Below are 16,195 nucleotides of genomic sequence, written 5' to 3' on the forward strand. Positions count from 1 at the left end.
ACCCTCGCCCCACGCGGACGCACGCCGCGCTGGGGACGGGTGCCGCGCCGGGGCGGGTGCCCTGCGGTGGGGTGGCCGACACGTCCCTTCGGGTGAGGGGGCCGGTGCGCGGGGGGCGGCGGTGGAAGGGTGTCAGGGAGCCGGACCGCGGTGGCCCGGCTCGGCGGGCGTATCCGCGTCCCGCGGGGCGGCGGGCATTCCCGCCGTGCTGCGGGGCACTCAGTCCGCCGGGACCGGCGGGGAAGGGGTGGCGGTATGAGGACGGTGACCGGCCGGACCGATCACGTCGTGGTCGTGGGCGCGGGACTCTCCGGCCTGTCGGCCGCGCTGCACCTGCTGGGGGCCGGCCGCCGCGTCACGCTGGTCGAACGCGAGGACCGGCCCGGCGGCCGCGCCGGCCTGCTGGAGCGCGGCGGCTACCGGATGGACACCGGGCCCACGGTCCTGACCATGCCTCACCTGGCCGACGAGGCGTTCGCGGCGGTCGGCGAGCGCCTCGCCGACCACGTCGAGCTGCTGCCCGTGCACCCGGCCTACCGCGCGCGCTTCGCCGACGGCAGCGTGCTGGACGTGCACTCGGACGCCGCCGCGATGGAGGCCGAGGTGGAGCGCTTCGCCGGGGCGGGCCAGGCGGCGGGCTACCGGCGGCTGCGGGCCTGGCTGACCGAGTTGTACGCGGTGCAGCACCGCCGGTTCATCGACGCCAACTTCGACTCGCCGCTCGGTCTGCTGACCCCCGACCTCGCCCGCCTGGCCGCCCTCGGCGGGTTCGGGCGGCTCGACGCGCGCATCGGGCGGTTCCTGGGCGACGAGCGGCTGCGGCGGGTCTTCACCTTCCAGGCACTGTACGCGGGCGTGGCGCCGGCCCGGGCGCTGGCGGCGTACGCGGTCATCGCGTACATGGACACCGTGGCGGGCGTGTACTTCCCGCGCGGCGGCATGCACGCCCTGCCCCGGGCCATGGCGGCCGCGGCCACCGGCGCGGGCGCCGAACTGCTCCTGGGCCGCGAGGTCACGCGTCTCGAACGGTCCGGAAGCCGGGTCACGGCGGTGGTGACCGACCACGAACGCGTCCCGTGCGACGCGGTGGTCCTGACCACCGAACTCCCCACCGCCCACCGGCTGCTGGGCCGCCGCCCGCGCCGCCCGCTCGCGCTGCGGCACGCGCCCTCGGCCGTCGTCCTGCACCTCGGCACCGACCGGACCTGGCCCGGCCTCGCGCACCACACGCTCTCCTTCGGCGCCGCCTGGGACCGGACCTTCGACGAGCTGACGCGCACGGGCACCCTCATGACCGACCCGTCCCTGCTCATCACCCGTCCCACGGCGGGCGATCCCTCGCTCGCGCCGCCGGGCAGGCACCTGCACTACGTCCTCGCGCCCTGCCCCAACACCGGCATCGGGCCGTCGGCCGCCGACTGGCACGACCTGGCGCCCCGTTACCGCGACGGACTCCTCGCCGTTCTGGAGGCGCGCGGGCTGCGCGGCCTCGCCGCGCACATCGAGCAGGAGTGCCTGGTGACGCCCGCCGACTGGACCGCGCTGGGCCATGCGGCGGGCACCCCGTTCTCCGTGGCCCACACCTTCGCCCAGACCGGCCCGTTCCGGACGCGCAACCTCGTGCGGGGCACGGACAACGCGGTCCTCGCCGGCTGCGGGACCACGCCCGGCGTCGGGGTGCCGCCCGTGCTGATCTCGGGCAGGCTGGCCGCCGCCCGGATCACGGGGACCCCGAAGGCACGCGGCAGGGCGTACGGTGGCGCCCGCGCCCGGCAGGCCGAGGGCGCGGCCCGGTGACCGCGCGCGAACTGGACGCCGCCGGCATCACCGACCCGGTGCTGCGCGCCGCGTACACGCACTGTCGGCGGCTCAACGCCCGGCACGGGCGCACCTACTTCCTGGCGACCCGCCTGCTGCCCGCCGACCGCAGGCCGGCCGTGCACGCCCTGTACGGGTTCGCGCGGTGGGCCGACGACATCGTCGACAGCCTGCACAGCGGCGCCGGCCCGGACGAGCGCGCGGCCGCCCTGACCCGCCTCGAGGAGCGGCTGCGCCGGGCACTGGCCGGACATCGCCACGGCGCCGGCGTACGGCGGGGGCGAGCGGACGAGTGGCGTGCGCGGGCCGGACGGGGCGCACCCGCCGCGGGTGACGAGCCGGTGGTGCTCGCCGTGGCCGACACCGCCGCCCGTTACGCCATCGCGCCCGCGCACTTCGGCGACTTCATGGCCTCGATGCGCAGCGACCTGACGGTGACCGGCTACGCCACCTACGACGACCTGCGCGCGTACATGCACGGCTCGGCCGCCGTCATCGGGCTGCAGATGCTGCCGGTCCTCGGCACGGTGACCCCCCGCGCGCAGGCAGCCCCGCACGCGGCGGCCCTCGGGGTGGCGTTCCAGCTGACCAACTTCCTGCGGGACGTGGGCGAGGACCTGGACCGGGGGCGGGTGTACCTGCCCGCCGACCTGCTGGCCGCGCACGGCGTCGACCGGGACCTGCTGCGCTGGAGCCGCGCCACCGGGCGGACCGACGCGCGGATCACGGCGGCGCTGCGGGCCGCCGAGGCGCTCACCCGCGCGGTCTACCGGGAAGCCCGCCCCGGACTCGCGATGCTCGACCCGGTGGCCCGGCCCTGCATCCGTACCGCCTACGTCCTCTACCGGGGCATCCTCGACGCCATCGCCGACGACGGGTACGCGGTCGTGCACCGGCGTGCCGTGGTGCCCCGGCGGCGCCGCGCGGCCGTGGCCGCGGGAGGGCTGGCGCGGATCGCCGCCGCGCGCCTCGGTGCCCGGTACGGCGCCTGGCCGCTTCCCGCCGGGTACGGCTCGCGACGGGCCCCTGCCCGGGACGCGGAGATGACGGCCGCGCCGGCCGGACGGCCGCCGGGAAGGACGTGGCCCGACGTGAAGGAACCCGGATGAACCACGACACCGGTGCCGGGCCCGCCAGGGGCCGCCTGCCGCTGCGGGTGCGGCGGCGTCCGCTCCCGTGGGAGCGGCAGCGGCCCACGTGGCGCGAGGCGCGGCCCTCCGTCGTCGCGGCCGCCCTGAAACGGGCCACCGCCCGCCCGTCCGGCAACTGGTTCGCCGTGGGCGCCGTCGCGGACCTGACTCCGGCACGCCCGCTGTCCCGAACCGTCGCGGGCACGGAGGTGGTCCTCTGGCGGGACGCCGAAGGCCGGCTGGTGGGCGGGCCCGGAGCCTGCCCGCATCTCGGGGCGCCGCTGGCCGGCAGTCCGGTGCGCTGCGGCACCCTGGTCTGCCACTGGCACGGACTGGCCCTCGACGGCTCGCCGTTCGCCGGGTGGGAGCCGTTCCCGGTGTACGACGACGGGGTGCTGGCGTGGGTGCGGCTGGACGCGGCCGGCGGCGAACGGCCGACGCCGGCGCCGGTGGTGACGGCGCGGCCGCCGCTGGTGACGTCGGTGGCGGCCGTGTGGCGGGGTGTCGGGGTCTGCGAGCCGCGGGACGTGATCGCCAACCGCCTCGACCCCTGGCACGGGGCCTGGTTCCACCCGCACTCCTTCACCGACCTCACGATCGTCGAGACCCCCGGGGACACCGGGGACGCGGGCGACCGGTTCGTCGTGGACGTCTCCTTCCGCCTCACCCGCCGGCTCGTCGTCCCCGTGCGCGCCGAGTTCACCGCGCCCGGGCCCCGCACCGTCGTCATGCGCATCACCGGCGGCGAGGGCAGGGGATCCGTGGTCGAGACCCACGCCACTCCCCTGACGCCGGACGGCCGCGGCAGGGCGCGCACGATGGTCCTCGAAGCCGTGCTGGCCACCTCCGGCCGCCCCGGTTTCGCCGTCGCCCGCCGCTGCGCACCCCTCCTGCGGCCCCTGATGCGCGCCGCGGCGGGCCGCCTGTGGCGCGACGACCTGGCCTACGCCGAACGCCTCCGGCACCTGCGCGAGACCGGCCGGTCATCCAACTGAGCCTATCCACCGGGGCGTTGACGGGCCATCGCGCCCGCTGACTCAGCGGCTCGTCCTCGACGCGGGCCTGAACCGCCGGCGGCTCGCGCCCGCGTCATGGCCGCCGCCTCCGCCGTGGCGCACGCTCGTCCGGCGCGGTGGCCGGGGCGGTTCGGGCCGCTGCGCGCTGTGAGGTGCCTCACCCGCCCCTCGTGGCCCGTGCGTTCGAATCCCCTGGCCGGAGGCCCGGCGGGGGGTGAGGCGGCGGTGGGCTGGCCGGATCCGTCAGTAATCTGTCATTGCAGCCAGTGCGACGCCCGATACAGGCTGTGACCGTGTTGGAGCGACGTGTTGTTGTGGTGGTGTACGCCGGGGCGCTGGCCCTGGACATCACCGGTCCCATCGAGGTGTTCGACACCGCCAACCGGCTGCTCGCCCCCTCGGGCGTCCGGTACCGGGTCGACTTCGTGTCGGCCGACGCGCCGTTGGTGCGGACGAGTTCGGGCGTGATCGTGGAGGCCTCGCCGCTGGCGGCGGGGCAGGGTCCCATCGACACGCTCCTGGTGCCCGGCGGCTGGAGTCTGCGCAGCGCGCTGGAGGACCGGGAGCTGGTCGCGTGGATCGGCCGGGCCGCCGCCCGTTCCCGCCGGGTGGCCTCGGTGTGCGGCGGGTCCTTCCTGCTGGCCGAGGCCGGCCTGCTCGACGGCAGACGCGCGACCACGCACTGGGCGTACTGCGAGGCGATGGCGGGCCGTTATCCGGGAGTCACGGTGGACGCCGACCCGATCTTCGTGTGGGACGGCCCCTACGTGACGTCGGCGGGCGTCTCGACCGGTATCGACATGGCGCTGGCCCTGGTGGAGGCCGACCACGGGTCCGAACTCGCGCTCAGCACCGCCCGGTTCCTGGTGCTGTTCCTCAAACGGCACGGCGGGCAGGCCCAGTTCAGCGCCGTCCTCGACGCGCAGCTCGCCGACCATCCGCCGGTCAGGGCCGCCCAGGAGTGGGTGCTCGGCAATCTGCACCGCCCGCTGCCCGTGGCCGAACTCGCCGAGCGGGCCAGCATGAGCGTGCGCAACTTCGCCCGGGTGTTCCGCCGCGAGGTGGGCACGACGCCGGGCCAGTACGTGGAGCGCAGCCGTATCGCGCGGGCCCGCGAGCTGCTGGAGACCACCGACCTGCCGATCGGCCAGATAGCGCGCCGCTGCGGTTTCGCCGCCCCGGAGACCTTCTTCCGCTCCTTCGGGCGGTCCCTGGGCCTGACGCCCAAGGAGTACCGGCACCGCTTCCAGATGCTCTCGCCGGCCGGTCTCGTCGACCGGCACCACGAGACGGAAAGGACCCTCTTATGACGAGCCCCTCGGACGGATCCGCGGCGGGCGCCGTGCGCCTCGTCGACCACCTGGCCGCCGAACTGGCCGGGGCCGGCGTCACCCATGTGTTCGGGGTGGGCGGCGCGAACATCGAGGACCTCTACGACGCCCTGCACCGCGGTGGCGCGGTGCGCGCGGTGGTCGCCAAGCACGAGTTCTCCGCGGTCACCATGGCCGACGGCTACGCCCGCACCACCCGCCGCACGGGCGTCGTCGCCGCCACCTCGGGCGGCGGTGCGATGAACCTCGTACCGGGACTGGCCGAGGCGTACGCCTCACAGGTGCCGCTGCTGGCCCTGGTGGGCCAGCCGCCGACCGGTCAGGAGGGGCGGGGCGCGTTCCAGGACTCCAGCGGCAGGGCGGGCTCGCTGGACGCGCGGGAGGTGTTCGCGCCCGTCTCGCGGTTCTGCGCCCGGGTGGACGACGCGGAGGCGCTGCCCGGCCTGCTGCACCGGGCGCTGACGGCGGCCCGTACGCATCCGCGGGGGCCGGCGGTGCTGCTGCTGCCCAAGGACGTGCAGCAGACGCGATTACGGGTCCCCCGCCGCCCGCCCGGCCGGCCCGCGCCGCCCGTGGCCGGTCCGCCGCTCGACGGCGCGGTACCGCCCGCGGCGGACCCCCCGTTCGACGGCGCCGCGCTCGACGGTGCCGCGCTCCGCGCCGTGCTGGACGTGCTGCGCCGGAGCTCCGGGCGCGTGCTGGTGATCGCCGGCGCGGAGGTCGCCGCCGCGGACGCCCGCGCCGAACTGGCCGAGCTGGCAGGGCGGCTGGGCGCCTGGGTGGCCGTGACCCCGGACGCCAAGGACGTGTTCGACAACCACGATCCCAGGTTCGCGGGCGTGGCCGGGGTGATGGGCCACGCCAACGTCGAGGACTGCCTGCGGCGGGCCGAGGTGTGCCTGCTCGCCGGCACCCGGCTGCCGACGCTGGCGAGTGGCGGTCTCGACGAGGCGCTGGCCGGCACGGACGTCGTCTGCCTCGGACCCGAACCGCCGTTCGTCGCGGCCACCACGCTGCTGGGCGGCCTGAAGCAGGCACTGCGGGCGGTCACCGGCCTCCTCCCGGCCGGCCCGCGCCCCTGCCCGCCGCACACCGGCCCGCTCCCCACTCCCCCGGCGGACCCCGCGCCGCGGGTCCGGGGACGTACGATCCCGTACGCCGAGGCGGTCGCCGCCGTCGAGGCGGCGCTGCCCGACGACGCGCACGTCTTCGTGGACGCCGGCAACGCGGGCGCCAGCGCGATCCACCTCCTGCCGGCCCCCCGCCGCGGCCGTTTCGTCGTGGCGGTCGGCATGGGCGGCATGGGCTACACCTTCGGCGCCGGCATCGGCGCCGCCCTCGCCACCGGACGGCGCACCTACGTCCTCGCCGGCGACGGCTCCTTCTTCATGCACGGGATGGAAGTGCACACCGCCGTGGAGCACTGCGCTCCCGTGACGTTCGTCGTCTTCAACAACAACGCCCACGCCATGTGCTCCCTGCGCGAGGAGCTCTTCCAGGGCGCCGGGCGCGGCGACGACCTGTTCGCCCGCACCGACCTCGCCGCCGGGGTGGCCGCCGCGTTCCCCTCCCTGCGCGCCACGGGCGCCGCGGACGCGGGCGAGCTGCGCGAGGCGCTGCTGCGCGGCGACGCGGGCGGCGGTCCGGCGTTCGTCGCGCTGGACTGCGACCCGTACGAGACACCCCCGTTCCTTCCCTTCCGCCCCTTGGCGACCCGTCCGTCCGAGAGCAAGGAGAGTTCGTATGAGCGAGCAGCCGTCGTCCGCACTGGCTGACATCCCCGGTCTGCTGAGGATCGAGGACCCCGGCAGGGAGGCGCTGACCGCCCACTGCGTGGAGCTGACCCACGCCGTCTACCCGCACGACCAGGTCTACGGGCGGTACTGCACGATCCACGAGCACATCGACTGCCCGCCGGAACAGGTCTACGACTACCTGCGCCAGGGCCACCACCTGGAGGAGTGGACGTGCAGCCTGCGGGACTTCGCGCCGTCCGGCACCCCGGGGCTGTGGGTGGGACGCGACCGGCTCGAGGACGACACCGAGATCTACTGCCGGGTGAGCGCCAACCCCGAGGCCATGACCGTGGACTACCACTGCTCCTGGGACCAGGGCGAGAAGCTGTGGATGATCTACCTGATGCGGGTCGTGCCCGCGTCCCTCGTCCTCGACCGGCCCGGCTCCGTCGTCACCTGGACCAACTGCCGTCACCCGTACTACGACGACAACCCGCACCCCGGCCTCGCGCCGCGCCCCGACCGGCCCTGGGTCGGCGACTACTGGGACCTGTTCTACGCCGGCCACACGGTGGAGATGAACAACCTCAAGGCGATCCTGGAACACCGGCACCGCAACGGCCTGCCCATCGGCGTCCCGCCGGCTCGGGCGGTGACGCGGTGACCACGGTCAGCCTCACCGACGTCGCGAGCTACCTCCCCGGCGAGCCCGTCCCCGCCGAGTTCTACACCGGCTACCCGGGCGCCGAGGACAAACTGCGCGACAGCCCCATGTTCAAGGTGCCGCCCGCGCGCCATCACGTGGCGCCCGACGAGAGCAACGCGGACATGATCGAACGGGCGGTGCAGCCGCTCGTCGAGCGGCACGGCCGGGACGCCGTCCGGGGCGTGGACGTGCTGCTGGTGCACAGTCAGCTGCCGGACCTGCCGTTCGTCGGCGCCGGCACCGAGGTGGCCCGCCGGCTCGGCGCGAACCCGGAGTGGCTGGTCGACGTGGCCAACGCCGGCTGCGCCTCCTTCGTGTACATGCTGAAGCTGGCCCGGCAGATCCTCACCACCACCGACGCGCGGACGGCGCTGATCTGCAACGCGCAGAGCGCCGCCGGCCAGTGGTTCACCCAGTCCGAGGTGCGCCGGCTCGCGCAGGCGGCGATCCCCGGCGACGGCTGCGGTGTGGGGTACGTGACCACCTCGGCAAAGTCACCGGTCCTGGACCTGGAGACCCGGCACCTCGGCCAGTACGCCGGTGACATGACCGTGGCGGTCGACGACGGCCGCAAGTACTGGGAGCCGGGCACCTCCCAGCTGCGCATCGGGTTCACCGACGCCAGCGTGGCCAAGGTGCTGGCCCGCGGGAACCGGCTGGTCCCCGAGGTGGTCTCGGCGGTGTGCGAACGGCTCGGCGTGCCACCCGGCGACATCGGCGCGCTCGTCACCAACCAGCCCAACCGCACGTTCCTGCGCAACTGGCGCGAGGCTCTGCAACTGCCCGCCGAGCGCCACCCGGACACCTTCGACCGGTGCGGGAACCTGTTCGGCGCGGCCATCCCCGTCACCCTGGACCACGCTGTCCGCTCGGGGCAGGTGGCGGACGGGGACCTGGTGGTGCTGGCGGGGTTCGCGCACGCGGGCGACTTCGCCGGCGCGGCCGCCGTCCGCTGGCACGGCGGGCGGGGATGAGCGATGGAGACACCCGCACGGCCCGTGGACACGCCCGTACCGCCGGTGGAGACACCCGTGCTGCACCGGCTGGCGCTGAACGAGAGTCCGTACCCGCCGCTGCGGTCGGTGCGCGGGGCGATGCGCCGCGCCGCCGCCCGGGCCCACCGCTACCCGCAGTTCTACCCGGACGACCTCACCGAGGCGGTCGCCGCCTGGTGCGGGGTGGGCCCGGAGCAGGTCGCAGTGGGCAGCGGTTCGGTGGGCGTGGCCCTGCAGTTGCTGCGGGCGGCCGCCGGGCCCGGCGACACGGTGGTCCACGCCTGGCGCACCTTCGACGCCTATCCCCTGCTGGCCCGCATGACCGGCGCCCGCTCCGTGCCCGTACCCCTGACGGCGGACGGGCACCAGGACCTCGACGGCCTGCTCGCGGCGATCGACCAGCGCACGCGCGTGGTGGTGCTGTGCAGCCCGCACAACCCCACCGGGAGCCTGGTCCCGCCCGGCGCGCTGCGGGAGTTCCTGCACCGGGTCCCCCGGCACGTCATCGTGGTGCTCGACGAGGCCTACGTCGAGTTCGCGCGCGGCGTGCGACTGCCCGACGTGATCGCCCTGTCGGCCGCCCATCCCAACCTGCTGGTGCTGCGGACCTTCTCCAAGGCGTACGGCCTGGCCGCCCTGCGCGTGGGCTACGGGCTCGGCGGCGCGGAACTGGTGGCGCGGATCCGCGAGCAGCAACTGCCCTTCGGGGTCAACGCGGTGGCGACGGCGGCGGTCCGGGCCTCGCTGCGGGCCGGTGACGAACTGCGGGCGCGCGTGGAAAGGATCGTCGCCGAGCGCGACCGGCTGCGGGACGAACTCGCCGGGCTGGGCTGGCGGGTGGGCGCGGGACACGCCAACTCCGTATGGCTGGCGGCGCCCGATCCCGTCGACCGGGCCGCCGCCGCGCTGGCCGCGGCCGGAGTGCAGGCACGGCACTACCCCGGTGAGGGCGTACGGCTGACGGTGGGCGGCCGGGCGGCGAACGACGCCGTGCTCGCCGCCCTGTCACACGGCGCCGCCCTGTCACACGCCGGTGACCGTGGGCACGCCGGTGACCGTGGGCACGCCGGTGACCGTCAGCTCGTGTGACCGAGGTCCAGGTCCGCCCGGTGCGCCGCTCCGTCGCCGAGGGTCACGTCGGTGGTCACCGGCGGGTGGCCCGCGGCCACGACCGTGTAGGCGCCCGGCGCCAGGTCCCGGACGGTGTAGACGCCGTCCGGGCCGGTCCGGGCGCGGGCGACCACGTCACCGCGGTCGTCCAGCAGCGTGACGTGGACGCCGGGGAGGGGGCGGCCGGTGCGCTCGTGACGTACGGTGCCGCGCACCGCCCCGTTCGCGGCCGGGCCCGTACCGTTCCCACCCGCCAGGGTGATGTCCGGGAGGACCGGTCCGGGGCCCGTGGTGAAGCGCACGGCCTGGGGCGCGTGTCCCTGCGCCGACACGACCAGGGTGTACGTGCCGGGTCCCGGCCCGGGCCCGGTGAGCGCGTAGCCGCCGTCCTCGTCCGACCGGGCGAGGGCGCGCTGGTGGCCGTGACCGTCGACGAGGGTGAGGACGGCGTGCGCGACCGGCCGCCCGGCCCCGTCGACCACGCGGCCGCGCACCCCGTCGGGCGGCGCCGCGGAAGGCTCTGCCGGAGGCGGTGCGGGAGTGGTGCCGGGCGGTGCGCCGGGTGACGCCGTCGCGGCCGGCACACCGGTGCGTCCGCGGATCAGTGAGGCCGCGGCAGCGGCGAGGGACATCGCGATGGCCAGGGAGAACACCACGACGAGCCCGTGGTGGAACGGCTGCGAGATCAGGTGCGGGAAGAACTCGCGGCCGGTCAGATGGGCGGCGGCGCCCGGCGAGAGGTGGTGGAGGATGGCCGGGCCGAGCAGGTGCTGGATCGGGTTGTACCCGAGGAAGGCGGCGAACAGGACGCCGACCGGCGGCAGCCCGGCGACGGTGCGGGCGGCGTCCGCGGGCACGCCCTGGGCGGTCAGTCCGGAGCTGAGCGTGTGCGGGAGGCTGCCGGAGAGCCCGGCCACCATGAGCGAGAAGAAGACGCCCATGGACAGCACCATGCCGGCGTTCTGGAACGTGGCCCGCATGCCGGAGGCCGCGCCCCGGGCGTCGGCGGGCACGCTGGACATGATGATCGAGGTGTTCGGCGCCGCGAACAGGCCGCCGCCGAGGCCGTTGAGGAAGATCAGGGCGGCGAACGTCCAGTAGTCGAAGTCGCTGGACAGCACGAGCAGTCCGGCGAAGGACGCGGCCATCACGACGAAGCCGGAGGCGGCGAACAGCCGCGCCCCGAACTTGTCGGACAGCGCCCCGGATATGGGTCCGGCGAGCAGGAACCCGGTGGTCAGCGGGAGCATGTAGATACCGGCCCACAGCGGGGTGTCCGCGTAGTCGTAGCCGTGCAGCGGGAGCCAGATGCCCTGGAGCCAGATGATGAGCATGAACTGCAGCCCGCCGCGCGCCACCGCGCCCAGGAGCGTGGCCGCGTTGCCGCCGGCGAAGGCGGCGTTGCGGAACAGGCGCAGCGGGAACATCGGCTCGGGGACCTTCATCTCCACCACGCAGAAGGCGGCCAGCAGCGCCACACCGCCGGCGAGCCCCGCGATCACCCACGGGTTGGTCCAGCCCATGGTGTGGCCGCCGTAGGGCTGGATGCCGTAGGTGATGGCGGCGAGCAGCGCGGTCAGTCCGGCGGCGAAGGTGACGTTGCCCCACCAGTCCATCCGCCCGGGCCTGCGCACCCCCGTCTCGTGCAGCGACTTGTACGCCCACAGGGTGCCGACGAGGCCGATGGGCACGTTGACCCAGAACACGGAGCGCCAGTTCCAGGTGACGAGCACTCCGCCCAGCACCAGGCCGAGGAAGGAACCGGCGATGCCCGCCACCATGTTGACGCCGAGTGCCATGCCGCGCTGCCGGGCGGGGAAGGCGTCGGTGAGGATGGCGGCCGAGTTGGCCATGAGCATCGATCCGCCGACGGCCTGCACGATGCGCCAGCCGATCAGCCACAGGGCCCCGCTCGCGCCGTGGAAGGGGTCGAGGGACAGCACGACCGAGGTGAGCGTGAAGATGAGGAAGCCGGCGTTGTAGATCCGGACCCGGCCCTTCATGTCGCCGAGCCGGCCGAGCGCCACCACCAGAACCGCGGTGACGAGCATGTAGCCCATCAGCATCCACAGCAGGTAGCTGACGTTGGCGGGCCGGAGCGGGTCGAGGCGGATGCCGGTGAAGATGCCCGGCAGCGAGATCAGGACGATGGAGCTGTTGATGGTGGCGAGCAGCATGCCCACCGTGGTGTTGGTCAGCGCCACCCACTTGTAGCGGGGGTGGTCGACGCCCATCCACGACCGGTGCCCGGAGGCGTCCGGTCCGTTGCCGGCGGTCGCGGCGGGGCCCGTGCGGCCGGTCTGCCCGGTGGTCATCGCCTGCTCCCGGTGTGGTGCTGTGCGGGCAGCGGGCGCGGCCGTACGCCGTCGTCCTCGAGCATGCGCCGTACGAGCGGCAGCGCGGTGCGCGCCGCCGCGCCGAGGGTCCGCTGCTCCTCGTCGGACAGGGTGGCCAGCAGGCCGGCGAGGCGGACGTCGCGTGCCCTGCGGCGCTCGGCGAGCACGTCCCGGCCGGCGTCGGTGATGGCGACCAGGGTGACCCGGCCGTCGGCGGGGTCCCCGATCCTCTCGGCCAGGCCCTGGGCCTCCAGTCGCTGCACCAGCTGGGTCATCGACGGCTGGGCGACGCCCTCGGCGGTGGCGAGCGCGGTGAGGCGGGCGGGGCCCTCGCGTTCGAGACGGGCCAGGGTGGCGGCGGTCGTGAAGCTCATCCCGCGCCGGTCCGTCAGGGCCCTGACCACGGCGGAGGCCACTTCGGCCAGTGCGTGGGCGGTGCCCTGCGCGCCGTCGGCGCTGTTCGACTGATCCACCTTTCCTTCGTATCACGCGCCTATATAGGTCGCCTATCAAATCCGGGTAAGGACGCTCGCGGACCGCGAACGCCTTGACTATGACAGTGGTCATGACGGAGGCTCGGCCTATGACAGCTGTCATGAAGGGGCCACGGGTGATGCCCGTCACCGGCACGGACACCGGACAGGCCCCGGCCACGGTGCGGCCGGCCGGACCAGGCGATCTGGGCGAGCTGGGCCGCATGGTCGGGCGCTGCTCCGCCGCCGCCGTCCGGGACCGTACGCACGGCGGCACCCGGCACGCCGACCTGCTGGACGGGATCCGCTCCACCCTGCTCGGCGGCTCGGGCACGGTCCTCCTCGCCGCCGAGGGCCGCCGGGCGGTGGGCTGCCTGGAACTGCTGCGCCCCTCCCCGGGCGCACCCGTGGCCGAGATGGCGCTGCTCGTGGAGGACGCCCGGCAGGGCACGGGCATCGGCACGCGGCTGGTCGCGGCCGTGCCCGCCTGGGCCCGTGCCGCGGGGGTCCGGGACGTCCACTTCTCCGTGGAGGCCGGCAACGGCCGGGCCCGGCGGCTCCTGCGGCGCCTGGACGCCGGACGGCTACGGGCCCGATGGGAGCAGGGCGTCGTGGAGGGCACCTGGCACGTCGGCGGCCTGTGAGACGGCGGGGCCTTACCGTCCCACCGCCGGGTCGCATCGGGCGCGCCCCCTCACCGCGAGGCGCCCCTCACCGAGGCGCCCCCTCAACGCTGGGCGCCTCCCGGCCCGTGGACCAGGCGCCCGGTGTGCAGCCCGCGCCGGTGCCGGTGCTGATGGGGCTCCGGCGCACGGGAGAGGGCGATGAGCGCGGCGTCGTCGTTGAGTCGCCCTCCGACATGGGCGAGCAGGTCGCGGCGGATGTGGTGCAGGAGTTCCTCGGGGCTCGACCCGGCCCACTGGGCGGCGCGCTCCGCGAAGGGGAAGAACCCCCCGCCCGCGTCGCGCGCCTCGATGACGCCGTCGGTGTAGAGCAGCAGGGTGTCTCCGGGCTCGAAGGAGAACACGTCGAGGGTGTAGTCGGCGGGCTGCGGCCCCTGGATGCCGAGCGGGGCGGCCGGGTGCACGGGGATGGTGACCGCGCTGGAGGGGCGCAGCAGCAGGGGCGGGGGGTGGCCGCAGCTGAGGATCCGCGTGATGTTGTCGTCGTCCGGGATCTCCACGAGGAGCACGGTGGCGAACCGCTCCCCGGGGTCGTCGGGCGACTCCAGGTGCGGGAGGTTGCGGGCGACGCTCTCTTCGAGGGAGACGGCCAGTTCCGGCAGGGTGGCGTGCCGGTGGGCGGCCTCTCGGAAGGCCCCGATGATCAGCGCGGCCTCGCCGATGGCCGCGAGTCCCTTGCCGCGCACGTCCCCGATCATGACGCGTACGCCGGTGCCGGTGGCGGTCGCGGCGTACAGGTCGCCGCCGATCTGCGCCTCGTCCTCCGCCGCCAGGTACAGGCAGGCGATGGTCAGGGGGCCGATCTGCTCCGGCAGCGGCCACAGCAGCACGTGCTGCGCGGCCTCGGCGACGGCGCGCACCTGGTCCAGCTGGCGCCGGCGCCGCTCACGCACCACGCAGTAGAAGACAGCCAGCGCCGACAGCACCGCCAGGGCGAGCACCTGCACCACCACGTTGCGGGAGAGCAGCACGCCGAAGTGCCATCCGATGTACGCCTGCGCGCCCACGGCCAGCAGGCCGACCAGCCCGGTCAGCCAGGGCCCGGCGAACGAGACGGTGATCGCGGGCGCCACGACCAGCAGCGGACCGAGGTGGATGTCGGCCGGGACCAGCTGGTCCACCACCGTGATCACCACGATCAAGGCCACCGGGATGGCCAGCAGCGCGTGACTCGACTGCCACGGCTGGCGCATCCCGGCCAGGCTGCTTCTGACCTCCACGCCTTCCACTCTGCCCCCTGCCCACGCGACGTGCCAGAAACAGGGCCGGGTGGCGTACGCCCCCGCCTCGGCGCCGCGCCGTCCCGCCTGGTCGGGGTGGGCCGGTGGTGCGACGCTTGAGTGGTCAGGTGTGCCGAGGAGGGGAACCGGGAGGGCCGATGGGACGGGACGTCCCGGCGCTGGTCTTCACCCGTGAGGACCGCCGCCGGTACCGCATCAAGATGCAGGAGTGCCTGGACGCGTTGGCGCAGATGCTGCGCGAGTCGCGGTTCGAGTCGGAGCGGCCCCAGGTGGGGCTGGAGATCGAGCTGAACCTGGTCGACGACGACGCCGAGCCGGTCATGCGCAACGTCGACGTACTGGATGCGATCGCGGACCCGGCCTGGTCGACCGAACTGGGCCGGTTCAACCTGGAGATCAACATTCCGCCCCGGCGGCTGACCGCGGGCGGCCCCGACGCCTGGGAGTCGGAGATCCGCGATGCGCTGAACCACGCCGAGCAGCGCGCCGGCTCGGTCGGCGCGCACATGGTCGTCGTCGGCATCCTGCCCACGCTGCGGCAGGAGGACGTGCACGGGGGCACCCTGTCGGAGAACCCTCGCTACCGCCTGCTCAACGACCAGGTGTTCGCGGCCCGCGGCGAGGACCTGCACATCGAGGTGGACGGCGTGGACCGGCTGCGGACCTACGCGGACACCATCACGCCGGAGGCGGCGTGCACCAGCACCCAGTTCCACCTCCAGGTCTCGCCCGAGGAGTTCGCCGGGTACTGGAACGCGGCGCGAGCGATCGCCGGGATCCAGGTCGCCCTGGCGGCCAACTCGCCGTTCCTGTTCGGCAAGGAGCTGTGGCACGAGACGCGCATCCCGCTGTTCGAGCAGGCCACCGACACCCGCCCGCAGGAGATCAAGGTGCAGGGGGTGCGGCCCCGGGTGTGGTTCGGGGAGCGGTGGATCAACAGCGTCTTCGACCTCTTCGAGGAGAACCTGCGCTACTTCCCTGCCCTGCTCCCGCTGTGCGACGAGCAGGACCCGGGCGAGACGCTGGACCGCGGGGACGTGCCCGAGCTGGGCGAGCTGACCCTGCACAACGGCACCATCTACCGCTGGAACCGCCCGGTCTACGCCATCGCGCACGACAAGCCGCACCTGCGGGTGGAGAACCGCGTGCTGCCCGCCGGTCCCACCGTCGCCGACACGCTCGCCAACGGCGCCTTCTACTACGGGCTCACCCGGGCGCTGGTGGAGGAGGACCGGCCGGTGTGGTCGCGGATGTCCTTCTCGGCCGCCGAGGAGAACCTGCACACGGCGGCACGGCAGGGCATCGAGGCACGCCTGTACTGGCCCGGCATGGGCGAGGTCCCGGTGACCGAACTGGTGCTGCGGCGGCTGCTGCCGCTGGCGCACCGGGGCCTGGAGCACTCCGGCATGGACGACGCCTGGCGGGAGCCGCTGCTCGGCGTCATCGAGCAGCGGTGCGTCACCGCGCGCAACGGAGCCGTGTGGCAGAAGGAGATGTTCCACCACATCGACTCGGCCACCCACAGCGGGCGGCACGAGGCGCTGCGGCGCATGACGCGGCAGTACATGGACTACATGCACCTCAACGCGCCGGTGCACACCTGGCCCGTCGACTGAGCGG

13 protein-coding genes are annotated in these 16,195 nt (G+C 74.7%); 10 read left to right on the plus strand and 3 right to left on the minus strand.

Annotated elements, in window-relative coordinates:
- Positions 1-255 precede the first annotated feature (255 nt).
- The 8 genes from crtI (at position 256) to IE217_RS24330 (ending at position 9,821) form a co-directional block, all read left to right on the plus strand.
- Positions 256-1,797: a phytoene desaturase family protein gene (crtI, locus tag IE217_RS24295; protein ID WP_190180051.1), complete on the plus strand. Its 1,542-nt coding sequence runs from the start codon at positions 256-258 to the stop codon at positions 1,795-1,797.
- The gene (locus IE217_RS24300; RefSeq protein ID WP_190180052.1) at positions 1,794-2,927 is read left to right on the plus strand and encodes a phytoene/squalene synthase family protein; all 1,134 of its coding nucleotides are present in this window, start codon (positions 1,794-1,796) and stop codon (positions 2,925-2,927) included. Before crtI ends, IE217_RS24300 begins: the two co-directional genes overlap by 4 nt.
- The gene (locus tag IE217_RS24305) at positions 2,924-3,943 is read left to right on the plus strand and encodes a Rieske (2Fe-2S) protein (protein ID WP_190180053.1); all 1,020 of its coding nucleotides are present in this window, start codon (positions 2,924-2,926) and stop codon (positions 3,941-3,943) included. Before IE217_RS24300 ends, IE217_RS24305 begins: the two co-directional genes overlap by 4 nt.
- Before the next feature lie 314 nt (positions 3,944-4,257).
- Positions 4,258-5,274 (plus strand): GlxA family transcriptional regulator, encoded by a 1,017-nt coding sequence (locus tag IE217_RS24310; RefSeq protein WP_229865571.1) that lies wholly within the window; start codon positions 4,258-4,260, stop codon positions 5,272-5,274.
- Positions 5,271-7,070: a thiamine pyrophosphate-binding protein gene (locus IE217_RS24315; protein WP_190180054.1), complete on the plus strand. Its 1,800-nt coding sequence runs from the start codon at positions 5,271-5,273 to the stop codon at positions 7,068-7,070. Before IE217_RS24310 ends, IE217_RS24315 begins: the two co-directional genes overlap by 4 nt.
- Positions 7,039-7,695 carry an SRPBCC family protein gene (locus IE217_RS24320; protein WP_190180055.1) on the plus strand — a complete coding sequence of 219 codons (657 nt, stop codon included), beginning with the start codon at positions 7,039-7,041 and terminating at the stop codon, positions 7,693-7,695. Before IE217_RS24315 ends, IE217_RS24320 begins: the two co-directional genes overlap by 32 nt.
- The gene (locus IE217_RS24325; protein ID WP_190180056.1) at positions 7,692-8,711 is read left to right on the plus strand and encodes a 3-oxoacyl-ACP synthase III family protein; all 1,020 of its coding nucleotides are present in this window, start codon (positions 7,692-7,694) and stop codon (positions 8,709-8,711) included. Before IE217_RS24320 ends, IE217_RS24325 begins: the two co-directional genes overlap by 4 nt.
- Positions 8,712-8,714: 3 nt before the next feature.
- On the plus strand, positions 8,715-9,821 hold the full coding sequence (locus IE217_RS24330) for a histidinol-phosphate transaminase (RefSeq protein ID WP_190180057.1): 1,107 nt from the start codon (positions 8,715-8,717) through the stop codon (positions 9,819-9,821).
- On the opposite strand, the gene IE217_RS24335 is transcribed toward IE217_RS24330, so the two are convergent.
- Entirely contained in the window at positions 9,809-12,157 is a 2,349-nt protein-coding gene (locus IE217_RS24335) for an MFS transporter (RefSeq protein WP_190180058.1), read from the minus strand. The two genes, IE217_RS24330 and IE217_RS24335, sit on opposite strands and share 13 nt — an antisense overlap.
- Positions 12,154-12,651 carry a MarR family winged helix-turn-helix transcriptional regulator gene (locus tag IE217_RS24340; RefSeq protein ID WP_308432764.1) on the minus strand — a complete coding sequence of 166 codons (498 nt, stop codon included), beginning with the start codon at positions 12,649-12,651 and terminating at the stop codon, positions 12,154-12,156. The genes IE217_RS24335 and IE217_RS24340 overlap by 4 nt, the downstream gene beginning before the upstream one ends.
- Positions 12,652-12,761: 110 nt before the next feature.
- Between IE217_RS24340 and IE217_RS24345 the strand changes: the two genes are divergently transcribed.
- Entirely contained in the window at positions 12,762-13,295 is a 534-nt protein-coding gene (locus IE217_RS24345; protein WP_190180059.1) for a GNAT family N-acetyltransferase, read from the plus strand.
- Positions 13,296-13,378: 83 nt separating this feature from the next.
- On the opposite strand, the gene IE217_RS24350 is transcribed toward IE217_RS24345, so the two are convergent.
- Entirely contained in the window at positions 13,379-14,527 is a 1,149-nt protein-coding gene (locus IE217_RS24350) for a PP2C family protein-serine/threonine phosphatase (RefSeq protein ID WP_190180131.1), read from the minus strand.
- 185 nt (positions 14,528-14,712) lie between these two features.
- Between IE217_RS24350 and IE217_RS24355 the strand changes: the two genes are divergently transcribed.
- Positions 14,713-16,191, plus strand: coding sequence for a glutamate-cysteine ligase family protein (locus IE217_RS24355; RefSeq protein WP_190180060.1), 1,479 nt, complete (start codon positions 14,713-14,715; stop codon positions 16,189-16,191).
- The last annotated feature ends 4 nt before the right edge of the window (positions 16,192-16,195 follow it).

This window comes from Streptomyces naganishii JCM 4654 (assembly GCF_014650575.1).
In the GTDB taxonomy this organism is placed as follows: Bacteria; Actinomycetota; Actinomycetes; order Streptomycetales; family Streptomycetaceae; genus Streptomyces; species Streptomyces naganishii.